This is a genomic window from Enorma sp., assembly GCF_982429025.1.
Genome location: NZ_CEWCAA010000009.1, coordinates 42,616 through 58,918 on the forward strand (window position 1 = coordinate 42,616; position 16,303 = coordinate 58,918).

The 16,303-nt window shown below is 62.5% G+C and carries 12 protein-coding genes; 11 read left to right on the forward strand and 1 reads right to left on the reverse strand.

The window, feature by feature from the left end; translation table 11 throughout:
- The first annotated feature begins 42 nt into the window (after positions 1–42).
- The 8 genes from AC1VS5_RS02935 (at position 43) to AC1VS5_RS02970 (ending at position 11,842) form a co-directional block, all read left to right on the forward strand.
- Positions 43–426, forward strand: coding sequence for a YtxH domain-containing protein (locus AC1VS5_RS02935; protein WP_144688248.1), 384 nt, complete (start codon positions 43–45; stop codon positions 424–426).
- Positions 426–1,199, forward strand: a complete 774-nt coding sequence (locus AC1VS5_RS02940; protein ID WP_276869305.1) for a PRC-barrel domain containing protein — start codon at positions 426–428, stop codon at positions 1,197–1,199. The genes AC1VS5_RS02935 and AC1VS5_RS02940 overlap by 1 nt, the downstream gene beginning before the upstream one ends.
- Positions 1,200–1,499: 300 nt before the next feature.
- On the forward strand, positions 1,500–2,696 hold the full coding sequence (locus tag AC1VS5_RS02945; protein ID WP_481217647.1) for a polysaccharide deacetylase family protein: 1,197 nt from the start codon (positions 1,500–1,502) through the stop codon (positions 2,694–2,696).
- Between the two features lie 263 nt (positions 2,697–2,959).
- On the forward strand, positions 2,960–4,375 hold the full coding sequence (locus tag AC1VS5_RS02950; protein ID WP_481217648.1) for a polysaccharide deacetylase family protein: 1,416 nt from the start codon (positions 2,960–2,962) through the stop codon (positions 4,373–4,375).
- 493 nt (positions 4,376–4,868) lie between these two features.
- Positions 4,869–6,782 carry a magnesium transporter gene (locus tag AC1VS5_RS02955; protein ID WP_419057638.1) on the forward strand — a complete coding sequence of 638 codons (1,914 nt, stop codon included), beginning with the start codon at positions 4,869–4,871 and terminating at the stop codon, positions 6,780–6,782.
- Positions 6,783–6,789: 7 nt separating this feature from the next.
- Complete coding sequence (locus AC1VS5_RS02960) at positions 6,790–8,034, forward strand: NRAMP family divalent metal transporter (RefSeq protein WP_087186354.1); 1,245 nt, start codon at positions 6,790–6,792, stop codon at positions 8,032–8,034.
- 554 nt (positions 8,035–8,588) lie between these two features.
- Positions 8,589–10,295, forward strand: coding sequence for a nucleoside/nucleotide kinase family protein (locus tag AC1VS5_RS02965; RefSeq protein WP_481217649.1), 1,707 nt, complete (start codon positions 8,589–8,591; stop codon positions 10,293–10,295).
- A gap of 650 nt (positions 10,296–10,945) precedes the next feature.
- Entirely contained in the window at positions 10,946–11,842 is an 897-nt protein-coding gene (locus AC1VS5_RS02970) for a DeoR/GlpR family DNA-binding transcription regulator (RefSeq protein ID WP_481217650.1), read from the forward strand.
- A gap of 133 nt (positions 11,843–11,975) precedes the next feature.
- Here AC1VS5_RS02970 and AC1VS5_RS02975 read toward each other — a convergent pair whose 3' ends face one another.
- Entirely contained in the window at positions 11,976–14,270 is a 2,295-nt protein-coding gene (locus AC1VS5_RS02975) for an acyltransferase family protein (protein ID WP_481217651.1), read from the reverse strand.
- A 227-nt stretch (positions 14,271–14,497) separates the two neighbouring features.
- Here AC1VS5_RS02975 and pyrE point away from each other — a divergent pair, with 227 nt between their 5' ends.
- From pyrE to AC1VS5_RS02990, 3 genes are all read left to right on the forward strand, one after another.
- The gene (gene pyrE, locus AC1VS5_RS02980; protein ID WP_022348589.1) at positions 14,498–15,181 is read left to right on the forward strand and encodes an orotate phosphoribosyltransferase; all 684 of its coding nucleotides are present in this window, start codon (positions 14,498–14,500) and stop codon (positions 15,179–15,181) included.
- 212 nt (positions 15,182–15,393) lie between these two features.
- Positions 15,394–15,948 (forward strand): DUF5105 domain-containing protein, encoded by a 555-nt coding sequence (locus tag AC1VS5_RS02985; protein ID WP_019128781.1) that lies wholly within the window; start codon positions 15,394–15,396, stop codon positions 15,946–15,948.
- An 80-nt stretch (positions 15,949–16,028) separates the two neighbouring features.
- A partial coding sequence (locus AC1VS5_RS02990; protein WP_481217652.1) for a zinc-ribbon domain-containing protein occupies positions 16,029–16,303 on the forward strand: 275 nt, incomplete at its 3' end.

The following is a 16,303-nucleotide window of genomic DNA, read 5'->3' on the forward strand; positions in this document are numbered from 1 at the left end:
ACGAAGTCCACGTGACGGAGTCAATAAGAAGGGAAGACACGTATGGGTAAGGCCTTCAGCTTCATCGTCGGCGCCACGATTGGCGCCGCTGCCGGCACCATCATCGGCATTCTCGTTGCCCCGCGTTCTGGCGCCGAGACCCGTGCCATGGCCGCCGATATGGCCAACGACGCTTGGGATAGCGCTCGTGATATGTACGAGCAGGGCAGCGAGCAGGCTCGTGCGGCCGTGAGCGACTTCGGTCCCATGGTCGACGCGAAGACCGACGAGCTGCGCGCCAAGGTCGATCTGGCCCGCGAGCGCATGGATCAGCTTCGCGAGACCCTGAACGACGCCATCGCGGGTGCCGCCTCGATGCCTACGGTCGAAGTCGAGGTTGAGGTCGCTCCCGGCGTCGACGCTGACGAGGCTTCCGCCGAGGCGTAATGCGCACCAAGGATTTCCAAGGCGTAAAAATCTACCGCATCCCACCCGAGGCCAAGCGTACGCGCAAGGACGGTACTCCGCGTGACCCTAAGCGCTTGGGAAAGGTGCACTTCCCCGTGTTCACTGCCGATGGCAGGAGCGTGGTTGGCTTTATGGTCTCTCCACCCGACGTGGCGGGGATGATCAAACAGCCCGACCGGTTCGTTGCGCGCGATGCCGTTCGCGTATATGAAGGTGTTATCGCGGTGGACGACGCGAAGGGTTCCTATGATGCCGCCGCTGCCAAGCGTCTAGGCATCGACCTCGACACCTGCATCATCTGGACCGGCATGGACGTGGTGACCGTTCAGGGAACCAAGCTCGGCTATTGCTCGGACGCCGCGTTCAACCCTAAGACGGGCGCGGTCACGAGTTTCACACTCACGGGCGGTGCGGCGGCCGCCGCGTTGCTCGGCACGATCGAGATGCCCGTGCGCTATCTCAAGGGCTATCGCGATGGCGCGATGATCGTGGATGACGAGGCGGCAACTCTTGAGCTTTCGGGTGGCGCTGCGGCGAAGGCAGGCGAGGCAAGCGCGAAGATCGGCGTGAAGGTCAAGCAGGGGGCCAAGGTTCTTGACGAGAAGGGCTCCGTTGCGGTCGAGAAGGGGTCGCGCGCGCTGGGCAAGCAGCTCGGCAAGACGCGCGGCATGTTCTCGGCGTTCAAGGACGAGTTCAAAAAGGCATCGGGTTCTGCGAGCTCGTCGTCGGCCAAGGGAAAGCGCTCCTCGTAACACCAAATCGGTGGACGCTCGAGAACTCGCGCGTCTGTGCTCATGGGGAGGAAACCATTGCTTAATCACACTACTTCCCACCCGCCCAAGCGACCGCATCCGCGGCGCAACCAGAAAACAACGGGCTATCAGCTGCCCCGTGGCAGGGCGCGTTCTGCGCGCAGGCCGGGGGCAACGTACCTCAACCATTCTCAAGGCTTCGGTAACGCCGGCCATAAGCGCCGCGGTGGCAATTCTGCGCGCGGTCCTCGCCGCTCCCAGAACAACAGGCGCAACAGCACGCGGCGCACCTATGCCTTCATGATTGTTGGCTGCGCCCTGCTCTTCTTCGTTGCGAGTGTTATCTGGTACCTCAACCGCAGCGTTACGGTAACGCTCAACGGCTCCGATACCAGCATCCACATCAACGCTACCCTAACCCAGCTCATCGAAAACGAGGGGCTCGACGAGTCGTGCGACGCGGGCGACCTGCTTGCCGTAGACGATAGCGTGCTCGAGCGAGGCGGCGGCGACCGCTACGCCGTCACGCTTGACGGCGAGAGCGTTGCGGTGGATGAGCTCGATTCCGTGCACCTGGCCGGCGGAGAGACGGTCGAGGTCGCCGACGGCGCTGACATCTACGAGGAACATGATGTAGAGGCAACCGAAATCGCCCCCACGATTACCGTCGAGGGAACGGGCGCGATCGGCTTCGTGCGCACGTGGGGCATCCCCGGGCGCTCCGAGGTCTGGACGGGCAAGCAGTCGGGGATCGTCCAGGACCGCGGCGTGGTGCAAGAGGTTCAGAACTGCGAGGTTGTGTACCGCTCCGTGTCGCCCGATGGCGACGGAAAATACGTTGCGCTCACCTTTGACGAGGGGCCAAGCTCGCATACTCAGGAGATTCTCGACGTGCTTGAGGAGAAGGGCGTGCATGCAACCTTCTTCCTGCAAGGGGAGACGGTCGCGCAAAATCCGTCGGCAGCACGCGCCATAGCCGGGGCGGGCCACGAGCTCGGTTCGAATGCCTACACCGACACACGCCTTAGCTCGCTTTCGGGCGAAGACCTGAGGTCGCAGCTTACGAACGGCTTCGCTGCCATCAAGGACGCGACGGGCACGACGACGAGCCTGCTGCGCGCCCCCTACGCGGCGTTCTCGACCGAAAACTGGGCCGAGAGCATGGACCTTGTGAGCGCGGTGGTGTCGTGGAACATCGACTCCGGCGACTGGCTGCTCCCGGGTGCGGACACCGTGGTGAGCAACGTTACCGGATCGGTTCGCAACGGCAACATCGTTCTTCTTACCGACAGCGAGGCCACGGGGGCCCAGACGGCCGAGGCGCTCGGCACGCTTATCGATCGCTTGCAGGCGGATGGCTTCACCATCGTGACGCTGAGCGAGCTCGTGGCGACGGACGAGGACCTCGCCGAGGAGCTCGATATCTCCAAGGTCTCGATGCCCGAAGATGCCGTGCTGCCCACGGTGCCAGCCGACGATGAAGGGTCTAGCGCGTAGCGTACGGGCACGCGGGCGTCGCACCGTAGACAGCTTGTAGATACTTAATAGAACTGTATAAGCGTTCTTTAATGGTTCCCTTAAGCAATGGTTAATGTTCGCGCGATGTGCCCGCCGCCGCGAACGCTCCACGTTAGACTTGGTGTGATTGAAGCAGGTAATGCAATGCGTGGCAGGATACGCAATCGCGCAGAGGGTCCTTCCGCGCAGCGAGATTTGATGCCGTTCGGTGCGGGGGTGCCGGGCGGTGGGAGTTTGGGGCCATGAGCAAGCACGATCACGTACAGGTGGGAAAAGCGACCAACCTACATTACGGCTCGGGCAAGGGGCATCATGTGCATGCTTCGCATGCGGGCGCGGGGCATCGCAGCGGGCAGGCCTCGGGCGCGAGCCATATCGTTTATGCGAACAACGCGAGCCGCCAGTTCTCGGCAACGGAGCGCGCTGCCCGTGCCGAGGCTCTCAAGGCGCGTATGAACCGCCCCCGTCGCCCACCGAATATGAAGGTGCTGGCCGTGGTGCTTGCTTGTGTGGTTGTGATTGCTGCGGTGGGCGGGTGGTATTTCTGCCTGCGCAGCGTGACCGTGACGGTCGACGGGACAGAGGTTTCGGTGCGGGTGGGAACGCCGCTCAGCACCGTGCTCGAAGATAACGACCAGTTCGGCGCGGTGCCGGGGCGGCTGCTTTCCGTGGGAGGCAACGTGCTCTCCCAGGATGGCGGCAACCCGAGCACGGTAAGCCGGGCTGGCGAGACGCTCACACCCGATGAGGTCGAGCAAACGCGCGTGCAGGAAGGTGACGAGTTCACCGTCTCCAACGGCACCGACGCCGAGGAGCCGTCGAAGGAGGAGACGGTCACCATGGCCCCGGGCATCCAGAAGGAATCCGGCGGCGCGGTGCAGTACGTCTCTCAATGGGGGAAGGCCGGCGAAAAGCGCGTCAAGACGGGCGAGACCTCGGGCGAGACAGTCGATGTCGAGGTGCTTGAGCAGCCCCAGGACATGGTGGTGTCTTCGGTAAACCTGAGCCCCGAGGGCGGCAAGTACGTTGCGCTGACCTTCGATGACGGCCCGAGCAAGTACACGCCTCAGATTCTCGAAATCTTGGAGGAGAAGAACGCGAAGGCAACGTTTTTCAACTTGGGAGCGCAGGCGCAGGGCAACCCGGCTGGCTCCAAGGCTATCGTCGATGCAGGCCAAGAGCTAGCGAGTCATACCATGGCGCACCAGAACCTGCCCAAGGTGGACCGCGAGACGTTGCGCTCCGAAATCTCGAACGCCGCTTCTGCGCTCAAGGATGCGTCGGGCAAAGACGTGCAGATGATCCGTGCTCCGTACGGCGCCTTCACGGATGTCGAGTGGGCTCGTTCGGGCGACCTTATCTCGTGCAACGTGCTCTGGAACATCGATACGCTCGACTGGGAGCGTCCGGGTGCGAGCGCCATCGAAGCCGCGGCATTGAAGGGCGTGCGCAATGGTTCGATCATCCTCATGCACGATGGCGGCGGTAACCGCGAGCAGACGGTGGAGGCTTTGCCTGGCATCATCGACAGCCTTCGGGCGCAGGGCTATGAGCTGGTAACGGTGAGCGAGCTCATGAAGCTCGATGGCAGCATCCCCGAAGATGTGGTGAACGGTACCGTGAGCATGCCGGAGGACGCCGCTCTGCCCGAGGTATAACGACGTGAATCGTAGACACCGGGTGTCTGCGAATCAACCGCCCGCACGCCGTGTTGGCAGGCGCGACGCGGCCGACCCCGCGCTCCGTGTTAACGGGCACGAAATCGCAGAAAAGAGGTGTCATTAAAAGGAGTATTCTGCAAAATGTTGCCCGTAAACTCCTGGCCTCTTGATAGACCCAGCCAGCCTGATAAACCCAGGCGGGCTGGGTTTTCGGTTGTAATTACGCGTAGCAGAGGCATCTGCTATAGTAGGTGAGCTGCGCTCCATCGCCGGTGCGAGTCAAACGGCCGAGCGGTGCCTCGCAGCACGAAGATAGGTTACGAGAAAGGCGTCAGGTGAAATCGAAGCCTCGACCTCACAGTTGCTGACCCCTGCGGGTGCTCTAAGCGCGCGCAAGGGGTGAGAACCCGGCGTGCTGCCTATGGCGGCGAGCCGCGCACGCATAGCCTCTGCGGCCGGAGCTCTCTGGCCGTCGGGATGAAGGAGCACCATGAACTATCTCTCCGAGATGCTCAAGCTGCCCGTTCTGGATGTGAACGGCAATAAGCTTGGTGTTGTGAACGACCTCGGCATCGCTACGGGCGAGGTCTTCCCCCATGTCACCTCGCTCGCGTTCCAGGGACCGGGCAAGACGCCGTTCATGATTAGCTGGCGTAAGTACGTGGACCATGTGGACGAATCCGGTGTGCATCTCAAGGCGTGCGATACCGACGTTCGCTTCTCCTTTCTGCAGCCCGATGAGCTGCTGCTGGCGCGCGATATCCTCAACAAGCAGATCGTCGATACGCAGGGCCTTAAGGTCGTGCGCGTAAACGACCTGAAGCTTTCGAGTTCGGGCGAGAATCAGCTGCGTCTGCTCGGAGCCGAGGTGGGCATGCGGGGCCTGCTGCGCGCGGTGCATCCCGCCCTCGAGCACGTGGCGGCGCGCATCGCCCGCGCGGTCGGCAAGCCGCTCGAGGAGCACATCATCGCGTGGTCGTACATGGACCTGCTCGAACGCAGCACCCAGACCATCAAGCTCTCCGTGTCTCATAAGACGCTCGACGAACTGCATCCGGCCGATATCGCCGATATCATCGAGCAGCTCGACCCCCGTTTGCGCGGCCAGGTGTTCGCGCAGCTCGATACCGCGCAGGCGGCCGAGGCGATCAGCGAGTTCGACGATGACGAGCTCGTGGCCGAGGTGCTCGAGGGCATGAGCGACCGCGATGCATCGTCCATGCTCGCCCTCATGGACCCCGACGACGCTGCGGACCTCATCGAGGAGCTCGATTACGAGAAGGCCGAGAAGCTCCTGCGGCTCATGGGCGTGAAGGAAGAGCGCGCCATCCGCAACCTTCTGGGGTACGAAGAGCACACCGCGGGCCGTATCATGACGAGCGAATTCGTCGCGCTGCCGGCGACCGAGACCGCGGCGTGCGCTATCGACGCTATTCGCGAGCTCGATGACGATTTCGAAAGCATCTACTACGTGTATACGCTCGATCCGGCGGGCGCGCTCACCGGCGTATTGTCCCTGCGCACCCTGATCGTCGCCGACCGCGACGCTCGGCTTTCGGACCTCGCGTACCGTGACGTGGTGTGGGTCGCGCCCGATGTCGACCAGGAAGACGTTGCAGACGAGATGGCCAAATACGACCTCGTCGCCGTTCCGGTATGCGATGAGAACCGCCATGTGCTCGGTATCGTGACCGTCGATGACGCGCTCGATGTCATCGCCGAGGAGCATGAGGAGGACCTGCAGATTGCCGGCGTAGGGGCGAGCGAGAGCGGTTCGGGCGAGGCACCGCACATGCTTACGTGGTTCGCGCGGCGACAATATTGGGTGCTCGTATGGGCAATTGCTTCGGGAGTTATCGCCGCGGTGCTCGATGCGGCAGGCGGTGCGAGCGCATACGTGATCTACCCCATGTGCGCGATGCCGGTGGTGCTGCTCGCGGCGGACCGTGTGGTGTCGTTCGTGCGCAACTACTTCCTGGAGTATGACGAGCCGGAGGATGGCGGCAAGCCGTATCTGGGCTTTTTCTTGCAGACGGCGGGGCTCGGCGTGGTCCTGGCGGCGCTCATCTACCTTTGCGGCCAGCTCGTGCTCGGTGCGGCGTATCCGGACGAAGTCATCGCGATGGCGAGCGATCCGAGCTTCGCCCCCGGAGTGGGAAGCGCAGGTCAGGTTCCTGCCGAGGTGCTTCAGGTGCAGGCGGTTTCGATAAGCTTTGCCTGCGCGGCAGCCGTGGTGCTCTGCTGCTGCCTGGCCGCAGTTGGCTACCTCAAGCTGCTGTTCTGGCGCGATGAGCGCGACCTCAACACCTCGGGTACCGCGCTCGGCGTCTCTGCGGTTCTTGCGTCTTGCGTGGCGTATTCGGTGGCGGTGACGCTTCTCATGCTGCTCGCGGTGTGCTGGTAGGCGCGCCATGCAGGGGAGGGAACCGGGTAGTAAACTCACACTCACCGCGGTGCTCGCGGCCATGGGGCCGGGGCTGCTCGCCGCGCTTGCGGGAAACGACGCGGGAGGTATCGCCACCTATTCAAGTGCGGGCGCATCCTTTGGATACGGAACGCTCTGGATACTGCCGGTTATGGCGCTCTTGCTCATCGTGGTGCAAGAGACGGCGGCACGCTGCGGATGCGTGACGGGCAAGGGCTTCGCCTCGCTCATCCGCGAAAAGTTCGGCGTGCGCCTTTCCGCCCTTGCGATGGGAGCGCTTCTGATTGCCAATACCGCGGTGACGATATCTGAATTTGCGGGCATCGCGAGCGGTCTTGCGCTCTTCGGCGTTCCGACGACAATCTCGGTGCCGCTCACGGCGCTTGTGATTTGGCTCATCACCATGAGCGGGAGCTTTGCTCGCATCGAGAAGATCCTGCTCTTGGTGAGCTGCGTGTTCCTAACGTATGTGGTGGCGGCGTTCATGGTGGGGCCGGATTGGGCGTCCGTGGCGCGTGCGACGGTGACGCCGCAGGTCATGGGGGACCCAGATTATGTGTCGCTTCTCGTGGCGACCATTGGTACCACCATCGCGCCGTGGATGATTTTCCTTGCGCAGAACAACGTGGTCGATAAGAACGTGCGCGAAGATGGAATCGTGCTGCAGCGCGTCGATACGGTGTCGGGCTCGGTCATCGCGTGCGCCATCGCGTGGTTCATCATCGTGACGACCGCGACGGTGCTCCATCCCGCGGGCATCGAGGTGGGCGATGCGGCCGATGCAGCGCTTGCGCTCGAGCCCATCGCCGGCCAGTGGTCGACGATTCTCTTTGGCGCCGGTCTTGTGGCCGCGAGTTTCCTGGCTGCTTGCGTTCTGCCGGGCGTGACGTCAAGCGCGATTTGCGAGGCATTTGGATGGGAGCGCGGCGCCGATCGCACGTGGGAAGAGGCTCCGACGTATCGAGGAATCATCACGGGCATCATCATGCTTTCGGCGCTGCTGGTAATCCTTCCCGGGGTTGATCTTTTCGACATCATGATGAGCGCCCAGGTTATCAATGGTGTGCTGCTGCCGGTGCTTCTTGTGTTCTTGGTGCTCATTGCACGCGACGCCCATATCATGGGCGATTACCGGAACGGGCGCATATGGAACATCCTCACCGTGGCTACCATCGCGCTCATTACGGTGCTCACGGTGGTGATGTTCGTGTTGCAGGCGTTGGGGTTTTAGCGGCCGTATTCATCCTGCGAGCGCCGGAGCTTTAGCGGATGCTGCTCGGCGACTTTCGGGCGCTGAGATTCTCGGGCGAGATTTGGACACTAGCTTTGGCCGCTGGCTTTGTCGGGCGATATTCGGACAGTCAACACGTTTTCAGGCGACATCTGGACGCTCGGGAGCCTCCAAACGTCCGAATCTCGCCCGAAAATGCGTTGCGTATCCAATTTGCGCCCGGAAACTCTGACGGCGTCCTGATCCAGCCCGACAACACGCGGCGTGTCCGAAAGTAGCCCGTTAATGCGGTGGTGTCCGAATCTCGCCCGGCAACCCCGAAGCCGTCCGAAACCCGCCCGTTAACGCTGCATCGTCGCATCTCGCCCAAGAAAAAAACGGCGCCCATATCTATCCTGAAAACGTTGCAGAACCCTCTAATGTCTACCGCGCAGACTTACGATATCTGCTGAGATGGGTCAGTGTATCGCCGATAACCATGGGGCGGTACAGTAGCATTGTTAGCGTTATTGCATGCAGCACAATATGAGGCGTGTTACGAGAAGCCGGAGGCGATGGTGCAGATAGAGGTCAGTCAAGAGACGTTTGATGTCGAGGTTAACGACCAGCTGGTGGCAGCGAGCTATCGCACGGCAGATGTCGAGCGCGTGCTCCTTTCCTTGCTTGATGAAGCGGCCCGCCTCGAGCGCGAGCGGTCGGCGCGCATGGCTGCTTCGCATCCAGCGGCCTCGGCGTCCGAGGCAGAGGGCTCGTCGCGCTCTGCTGCTGGTCTTCAACAACAGCGCTTCTCTGCTAACGCGAAGGAGCCTGCCCCACCCGCTGCGCGGACCATCGTTTTCCTGGCCGCTCCTCCCGGTGCGGGGAAGTCGACGCTGGCGGCGGTGCTTGAGCGGCTCGCGCAGAGCCAGCCCGGTATGTCGCGCGTGCAGGCGGTCGGCATGGACGGGTTTCATCACACGAATACGTATCTCGATCGCCATACGCTTGATTGCCCGGACGGTAAGTCGGTGTCGCTTCGGAGCATCAAGGGAGCTCCGGAGACGTTTGACGTCGAGGGGTTTGCGCGTGCGTTGCATGAGACGCGCGTCTCGAGCGATCCGGTGCAGTGGCCGGCGTATAGCCGCGTGGCGCATGACGTGGTGGCGGATGGTCCCATCGTTAGCGCGCCGATTGTAATTGTTGAGGGTAACTATTTGTTGCTCGATGAGGGCCCGTGGCGAGATCTCGCCGAGCTGTGCGATCTCTCGATATTCGTCGAGGCGGACGAGGCGATGCTTCGCGAGCGGCTTGTTGCGCGCAAGGTGCGCGGCGGTCTCTCGCGCACAGAGGCGGAGCGGTTTTTCGAGCAAAGCGACGGAAAGAACGTGCGGCGCGTCCTAGCACACCGCCGCCCAGCCGATATTACGATGACGCTCGATTCGTCCGGGCGCATGCGGCGGCTCGAGGCGACCCCAGCCCTTGCCTTCTTCGATATCGACGGCACGCTGACGTGGGCAAGGGAAGGCGAGGCGGATATCGACGCTGCTCCCACCGATGCTGTACGACTCGCGCTCGAGAACTTTGTGGCGCGCGGAAACCTCGCCGTGCTCTGCACGGGCCGGCCGCTGTGCAATGTGCCGCCGGCACTCAAGACGTTGCCGTTTGCCGGCATGGTCACGTTGGCGGGCGGGCACGTGGAGCTCGACGGTGAGGTCGTTCGCGATGTTGGAATGCCTTCCGATGTCGTTGAGCTGCTGGTTTCGTGTTGCGAACAAGCGCACGTTCCGGCGTATTTTGAGAGCTCAAGCCGGGGTGTGGTGCTTGCCTGGCCGGGCGTGTTCTCCCTGTTCGATACATTCGGGGAGTTTTCTGAGCGTGTGGGCATCGAAGAGCTGCGGGGTGTGCTAGCCGGAATCGATGTGGGCAAAGTGGTGTTTGACAGCGAGCATATTGAGCTTCTGATCACAATGGCGCCTGCTGTCACCGAGCGTTGTTCGGTGTGCAACATCGGCGATGGTCTGTATGAGGTGACCGTGCCGGGGATTACCAAGTTCGACGGCATGCGCGCCGTGTGGTCTGCGCTGCGTGAGCGCGGCGTGCGAATAGGCACGGTGTACGGCTTCGGCGACTCGGAGAACGATTGGAGCATGCTTTCCGCTGTTGATGTAGCCGTGGCCATGGGTAACGCGCTGCCTGCCGTCCGCGCGAGCGCGGACTACGTGACCGAGCCCGTGTGGGACGACGGCGTTGCCATCGCGTTGGAGGCCTTTGGCCTCGTGTAGGGTCGGGAGTACAGGCCACCGTGGGGCATCCTTACGGGGCGGGCATTTTTCGGGCGAGATTTTGATGCTGTGGAGGTTTGCGGCACTATATCTTGGCGCCGCCGCCTTTTCGGGCGACTTTCGGACGCCGCTTCGTTTTCGGGCGACATTTGGACAATAAACTTGTCGTCGGGCGAGATTTGGACACTCGGAGGCTCCTGAGCGTCCGAATCCCGCCCGAAAACGTTCGCGGTGTCCGAATCTCGCCCGGCAATTTGCGGCACGTACGAATCTTGCCCGAGATTTCTCTTGAGTGTCCGGATCTCGCCCGGCAATGCATGGCGTGTCCAAAAGCCGCCCGCAAAGAGTCCGTTCATCCGGCTCGTGCTTAGGCGAAGCCGGGACCGTGCCTTTCGCGTGCCATAATGAGGCAAAGATGCTGCCAGCGGAGCACGAGACGATGGGCGTGCCGGCGGAGGCCGAGGCGGCGCACATTGCCAATGGAGTGTGCGCGGGGGGCGCTGCAGGCGGGTCGCGCAACGGCCGCTGCCGGCGAGCGCGAGGCGGCGGGCGCTGCCAGCGGATTGCGCGACGGCCGCTGTCGGCGACAAGCGCATCGGCCGCTGCCGGCGGAGGGCGCGGCGGCTGCATCGCGGCATGGGAGGTTGGCCATGTGGAAGACGAGCACGAAGGAAGCGCTGAGGATTTCGGCGGATGAGCGCCGCGCGATGATTGTCGACGAGGTGAACGACCGAAGCTCGCTGCAGGTTTCCGATATCTGCGACCGCTTTGGTATCTCGGCGGTTACGGCTCGGGCGGACCTGGCGCAGCTCGAGCGCGCGGGCAAGCTGCGCCGCACACATGGCGGCGCCGTCTCCATCACGCGAACCATTTCCGTTTCCTATCCCGACCAGCGAATGAACCTCAACGTAGAGGCGAAGCGCGCCATCGCTGCGGCAGCTCAACGGTTTATCGACGAAGGGGATTCGCTGTTCATCGATTCGGGGACGACGACGCTGGAGTTTGTTCGCGCGCTGCAAGGCACGTCCCATATCACCATTGTGACGAACGACCTCTCGATCGCGTCCTTCGCCGATGCCAACCTGCCGCATGCCGATATCATGGTGCTGGGCGGGGCGCTTCGCAAAAGCCATCGGTACATCACCGGGCCCATCGCAAGCGGAATTCTCGATAGCCTTTCGCTGGACAAGGCCATCATGGGTACCGAGTCGTTCGACGCACGGCAGGGGTTCTCGACAGAGTTTATGGGGAATGCAGAGATAAAGCGCGGTATGCTGCGCCATTCAAAGACGCACATCATGTTGATGGATGCCAGCAAGGTACGGCAGCCAAGCTTTATGAGCTTCGCGTCTCTAGACGATTTCGACGCAATCGTCATGGACGAAGATCCGGACGGCACGGTGGGCGCAGCCATCGAGGCAGCCCATGCCTCCACGCGGTTGATTTTGAGCCGGTCCTCACGCCAAGTTGGTCACGGGAAGAACGAGCTCGTTGGCAGGTCGGCGGGGCCATGGGGTGCGAGTCCGGCGGGGACTCACTTCGCGTAGTGGACGCAGCCGGCATGCCGGCGCACGACATGGGGCCGCGCGCAGTCGCAGATGACAGGCGTGAACAACGTCGAACATCGAGCGCGCATGGCGCCTGGCGCAGGCACGCGAGATTAAGCTGCGCGGCGCCCGGCTACGAGGCGTCGCTGTGCGAGCCGAACACCACGGCTCCGGCTTGCTCGCACGTCTTCTGTGCTTGGGCAATCACCGCTTGTACCGTCGTATCGCGCGTCGCACCCTCAAAATGGAAGGGAAGGTCGTTCTTGACCTCGTTGTTCACGAGCGCGATGTACTCCTGGGCCCCGGTGCTCGAGAGATGCGTGCCGTCGCCGTCGAAAAGATCGTTTCTTCCCTCGCTATAGGCGTACCAGTCGATCACCCGAACGTTTTCGTAGCGCTCGGCGGCGCGCTTGAGAGCGTCGTTGGTCGATTGCACCCATTGGCGCGGGCTGCGCGTGGTGATGAACACGCAGATGCGGTCGGGGCCGACGACCTCCATAAGGCTGTCGATGGCGTCGTCGGTCACCGGGCCGTTTGTGCCCAGAGCGAAGACGACGATCCTACCGGCAAGATTCTGCTGCGCATAGTCCGAGAAGATGCCCTTGCCTGCGGCGAATTGGCGGTTCTTCGCCGCGTCGATGTGCCCATGGGTAAAGGTGTTGTTGAAGGTGTCGACGGTGCGAAGCGAAACCGAGTCGCCGATCATAAGGATGTCGTAGGCGTTGTCGGGAAAGCCGTCTTCGTCGGCATCGGTCGCGTCGCCTGCTTGTTGAGCATCGCTGCCTGCGTCCTGCTGCGCAGCCCCTTCCCCCGTGCCGTCTTCGCCGGTCTGCTGGATGAGCTCTGCGCCCTCCTTGCTCAGCGCGGACGTGTTCGGGACGAAGGCGATGCCGCCCACCGCTACGAGTACGATCACGCCTGCTATGGCGGTGGGAACAAGATGGCTCTTCGCGATGGCGGGTATCGTAGCCTTGCCGTCGCGAATCTTGCGTACGGTTGCCCCGAGCACGCCATGGCGGAAGGGCGTCTCGATGAATCGGTAGGATAGCTCGGCTGCTAGGAGCACGATGGCAAGCTGGACAAGATGCATCCACCAAGGCACTGTGGCTATGTTGGAAACGGGGTTCATGAGCGCAAGCAGCGGGTAATGCCACAGGTAGATGCTATACGAGCGCTTGCCCAACCAGACAAGCGGCCCGGCGGAGAGGGCGCGCGCAAGGATGCCGCTGGGCTGGACACTCGCCGCGATGACCGCGAGGCCCAGGATGGAGCACAGGACGGTGCCGCCCCGGTACATGAAGGGCGTGTATCCGTTGCAGGCAACGGTCATGATCACGAGGCCCGCCAAGGCGAGGATACCGATGGCATCGATCGCGCGCGCCGCGTGGTGGGCCGGCACATCGGCTTGGTTGCTGGCGAGGCGCTCCTGCCCGCCGATTTGCTTGCCAGTAGAGCCCGCAGGTATGCCGGCCTTTTCATTGCCGGCGCGCTCCGCCCCGCTAGCTATCCCATCAGCGCCTGAAGCGGAATCCTCGGCCCTTTGTCCCTGCGTTTTCGACGTGGCTCTTTGGGGAAGCAGCTTGCCAAGGCCGACGGTTTGCAAGAGCTTGGCCGGGCTCATGGAGCCCTCGGGGATGAACGCCAACCATGCGCCCAGCAGCATGGAGAACGCGCGGGTATCGGTGCCGTAATAGACGCGGCTCGGGTCGGCTGCGGGGTCGTAGAGCACCGCCATGGCGACGGCCGATACGGCGGCGAGCGCCACCACAATGCGGCGCATCCAAGGGCGCTTGACGCGCAGCTTCAGCATGATGAGCAGGAGCACCGGCCACACGACGTAGAACTGTTCCTCGATAGCGAGCGACCAGAAGTGCGTGAGCGGCGAGGGATCGCCGAGTGCGTCGAAATACGAGACATTCTGCGCGATCTGCCACCAGTTGTTGAAGAAGAAAAGCGACGGCAAAATATCGGGCCGCATCTTGGTGAGCATCACGTGGTTGAAGATCGTGCACAGAACGGCAACGACGACAACGAGCGTGATCGTTGCGGGCACAAGGCGCCGAACGCGCCGCACCCAGAACCGCTTGAGGTCGATTCGGTCGGTCTGTTCGAATTCCGCAAGAAGCAGGCGGGTGATGAGGTATCCCGAAAGCACGAAGAAGATCGTGACGCCCAGGAAGCCGCCTTGCGCCCAGGTGAGGTTAAGGTGGTAGAGCACGACGGCGATGACAGCGAGCGTGCGGATGCCGTCGAGGGCGGGGATGTAGCGCGAGCGGCGTTCCGTGCCGGGCGCAAGGCGACCTGCGGGCGCTTGCTCGGCGCTCGGCGCGGGACGGCCCGCGGTCCGCTGCTCGGTGCCGCGCACGGGGAGGCCCGCGGCCCGCTTCTTGGCGCCGCGCATGGAGAGGCTCGTCTGCTGCTTACTCATAAGGTAACCTCGTCATATATTCAAAGCCGATGACGGCGTGCGTTCGAAGGGGTTATTATTGTATAGACTGTTGCACACCCATGGGTCAATGGTCTTCGAGCTCATAGAACGAACGTTGAGGATGGCGCTCTGCTAAGCTTATGCGCATAGCACCTGCTGTTGGGTCCCGCGGGCCGTTTGCCCCGGAGCTCGGGTACGAGGCGGGCAACGTGAGAAAGGAACGCCCTATGGAGGCCTACAAGCAAGAGTTCATCAAGTTCATGGTCGAGTCCAACGTGCTCAAATTCGGCGAGTTCACGCTCAAGAGCGGCCGCAAGTCGCCCTTCTTCATGAATGCGGGCGCCTATGTGACGGGCGAGCAGCTCAAACGCTTGGGCGAGTACTACGCACGTGCGATTCACGATAACTTCGGTCTGGACTTCGATGTGGTTTTCGGCCCTGCCTATAAGGGCATTCCGCTTTCGGTGGTGACGGCCATCGCGCTCAACGACCTCTATGGCAAGGAAGTCAAGTACTGCTCCGACCGCAAGGAGGTCAAGGACCACGGCGCGGACAAGGGCGGCATGCTCGGCTACGAGCTCAAGGACGGAGACCGTGTGGTCATGGTCGAGGACGTTACCACTTCGGGCAAATCGATCGACGAGACCTACCCCAAGCTCATGGCGGCAGCCGATGTTGAGGTCAAGGGACTCATCGTGAGCCTTAACCGCATGGAGGTCGGCAAGGGCGGGGTCGTGACCGCTCAGCAGGAGATCCAAGAGAAGTACGGCTTCCCGGTGGCGAGCATCGTGAATATGGCCGAGGTCAGCGAGGTGCTCTATAACCACGAGGTCGAGGGGCGCGTGGTGATCGACGACAAGATCAAGGCCGCGCTCGACGCGTATTACGAGCAGTATGGCGTGAAGGCGTAACAGGAGGCTTTGGGAATAATGCGAGCGCGCTTGCGGCGGGCGTGCAACAATTTGCATTCGAAGGCACGCCGTAAGCGTCAATCTTCGGAACGCTTACCGATTGTTCGCCATTGTATTACCCGTAGCAGCGTTGTTTCGTGGTATGTTGCGACTACTGACGACCGAATCCCGCCGGAGGGCCGTACGGGATTCCGATCTGCTAGGGGGCTCACATGAAAAAGAGATTCGCTTTCATCCCGATGCTTGTTGCGTTCGTGTTCGCGCTCGCGCTCAGTGCCTGCGGCGGCGCCTCCGCCGAGGATCTTATCCGTGCGGACCTGGAGAGCTACTTCGGCGATCCGGAGAACGCTGCGGAGGAATTCGCATCGGGTCTTGAGGAATCCGCCGGCGATGAGCTCGACATGCTCGGCATCACCGAGGACGAGTTTACCGAGGCGTATCTCGAGGGATTCGCGTACGAGATTGGCGAGATTACCGTTGATGGCGACACCGCGACGGCAGAGGTCACGCTGACCATCAAGTCGTTCGGCGACATCATGACCACGTTCCAGAGCGACTTCACCGATTGGGCATATAGCCTCGATCCTTCGACCATCACCAGCGAGGACGACCTCTACAAGCAGGGTGGCCAGATGCTGCTCGACGCCACGCGCAACGCCGAGGCCAAGGAGAACACCTACGAGGTCACGTATACGCGCAATTCCGATGGCGATTGGGAGATGGACGCGGCGTCCGAGAGCGAGCTCACGAACGCTGTTATCTCATAGCCGCTTCGCACATATGGATATCTGTGCGCCCCGTGTATGCGGGGCGTACTTGAAAAGAGAAGGTAGGGAGACGAGAGCCTATGTTTTGCACGAACTGCGGCCACGAAATCGCGGAAGGTTCGGCCTTCTGCACGAATTGCGGAAAGCCGGTCGCTCAGGCGTCCCCGGCCCCAGCCCCGGCTCCTGCTGAGCCTTCGGTTTCCGAGCAGCCGGAGCCGATAGCGCCTCAAACAGAGCCGCCTATCCCGCCCGTTCCGCCTGCTGAGCCACCCGTGCCTCAAGCTGAGGCGCCTGCCCCAGAGCCCCCCGAGCCTGCGGCGGTTGCCCCGCAGGATGGCCCGGCGGTAGACGATGC

Bases quoted from the DNA above. Each gene is read 5' to 3' on its own strand.
- AC1VS5_RS02940 (WP_276869305.1), top strand. From the start codon at position 426: ATGCGCACCAAGGATTTCCAAGGCGTAAAAATCTACCGCATCCCACCC.
- AC1VS5_RS02950 (WP_481217648.1), top strand. From the start codon at position 2,960: ATGAGCAAGCACGATCACGTACAGGTGGGAAAAGCGACCAACCTACAT.
- AC1VS5_RS02945 (WP_481217647.1), top strand. From the start codon at position 1,500: ATGATTGTTGGCTGCGCCCTGCTCTTCTTCGTTGCGAGTGTTATCTGG.
- AC1VS5_RS02960 (WP_087186354.1), top strand. From the start codon at position 6,790: ATGCAGGGGAGGGAACCGGGTAGTAAACTCACACTCACCGCGGTGCTC.
- AC1VS5_RS02975 (WP_481217651.1), bottom strand. From the start codon at position 14,270: ATGAGTAAGCAGCAGACGAGCCTCTCCATGCGCGGCGCCAAGAAGCGG.
- AC1VS5_RS02985 (WP_019128781.1), top strand. From the start codon at position 15,394: ATGAAAAAGAGATTCGCTTTCATCCCGATGCTTGTTGCGTTCGTGTTC.
- AC1VS5_RS02965 (WP_481217649.1), top strand. From the start codon at position 8,589: ATGGTGCAGATAGAGGTCAGTCAAGAGACGTTTGATGTCGAGGTTAAC.
- AC1VS5_RS02955 (WP_419057638.1), top strand. From the start codon at position 4,869: ATGAACTATCTCTCCGAGATGCTCAAGCTGCCCGTTCTGGATGTGAAC.
- AC1VS5_RS02970 (WP_481217650.1), top strand. From the start codon at position 10,946: ATGTGGAAGACGAGCACGAAGGAAGCGCTGAGGATTTCGGCGGATGAG.
- pyrE (WP_022348589.1), top strand. From the start codon at position 14,498: ATGGAGGCCTACAAGCAAGAGTTCATCAAGTTCATGGTCGAGTCCAAC.
- AC1VS5_RS02935 (WP_144688248.1), top strand. From the start codon at position 43: ATGGGTAAGGCCTTCAGCTTCATCGTCGGCGCCACGATTGGCGCCGCT.